This window comes from Lelliottia wanjuensis, assembly GCF_030238365.1.
In the GTDB taxonomy this organism is placed as follows: Bacteria; Pseudomonadota; Gammaproteobacteria; order Enterobacterales; family Enterobacteriaceae; genus Enterobacter; species Enterobacter wanjuensis.
The window spans coordinates 1-687 of the sequence record NZ_JASSOT010000028.1 but is presented as its reverse complement, the minus strand read 5'-3'; the positions used below and the strand labels follow the sequence as shown (position 1 = coordinate 687).

At 55.5% G+C, this 687-nt stretch carries 1 pseudogene; it reads right to left on the bottom strand.

What is annotated here, in order from left to right:
* Positions 1 to 687, bottom strand: a pseudogene (locus QQF33_RS03395) (OmpA family protein); the annotation flags it as partial.

The following is a 687-nucleotide window of genomic DNA, read 5'->3' as shown; positions in this document are numbered from 1 at the left end:
GGCCCCCCTGCACAGTCGATGCAAAAGGAGCCAGCAGCGGCAGAACCGCATCCGGAAACAGACTTGCCGGATCTGTCTGCCCTGGTTTTCGGGAAAACTGCAAACAGGTGCGGGAATATAGCCAGTCGGCCCAGACTGACTGTGTTTCGGGAAGGACGGTACCGAGGCGCATTACCACGGAAAATGCTCGTTCAGGGGGCGTTAACCGATCAGGTTTCTCAAGCTCATCAGTCAGGGTTTTACAGATAAATGAAAATGCCTGACTGATCGCGGGCAGCGCCGTAATATTGTCATCAGTCTGCTGCCAGTCGATGAAAGCCTGCGGCGAATCATTTGCCGGACACACAATCGGCTTGTCACCCCGAACAATTATCCACGGTGTCTCAGGTCCGGAGAATTCGGCACTCACCACCACCGGCAGTGTAAAACCCGTCAGGGATTTTATCTGTTTACTCTGTTGCCGCAGCGTCTTCAGTGTGGAGCGCAGAACCGCTTCATCCTGATGATTGTCTGGCAGGCAGCGGTACATCACCGAAAGCTGACCAACCTGGCGTGGGAATTGCGTCTGTATGTTGCGGACAACATCCGTTAACCGGCTGACGTCATCGGCCCGGAGCCACCAGCCCTGAGCTGTTTTACGCAGAGGACTCCCCTGAAACAGCGCATCCAGCCTGTCACCGCATACCA